The organism is Pseudarthrobacter sp. LMD1-1-1.1 (genome assembly GCF_040676255.1).
Classification (GTDB): domain Bacteria; phylum Actinomycetota; class Actinomycetes; order Actinomycetales; family Micrococcaceae; genus Arthrobacter.
In genome coordinates this window covers 1-253 of sequence record NZ_JBEGHP010000021.1, presented here as the reverse complement: position 1 = coordinate 253, position 253 = coordinate 1, and the positions used below count along the sequence as shown (strand labels likewise).

General features: G+C 58.1%; 1 rRNA gene. It reads right to left on the bottom strand.

The window, feature by feature from the left end:
* Positions 1–253: ribosomal RNA gene (locus MRBLMD1_RS10570) — 23S ribosomal RNA — on the bottom strand; the annotation flags it as partial.

The window sequence follows — 253 nt, the reverse complement described above, 5'->3', positions numbered from 1 at the left end:
TATTCTCTACCTGATCACCTGTGTCGGTTTGGGGTACGGGCGGCTAAAACCTCGCGTCGATGCTTTTCTCGGCAGCATAGGATCACCAAATCCCCCCAAACGGGGGTCCCATCAGATCTCAGGCACATGAGTGGCGGATTTGCCTACCACTCGCCCTACATCCTTAGACCGGGACAACCATCGCCCGGCTCGGCTACCTTCCTGCGTCACACCTGTTAATACGCTTGCCTCCCAGGATCAGGTCCCGCGCTCC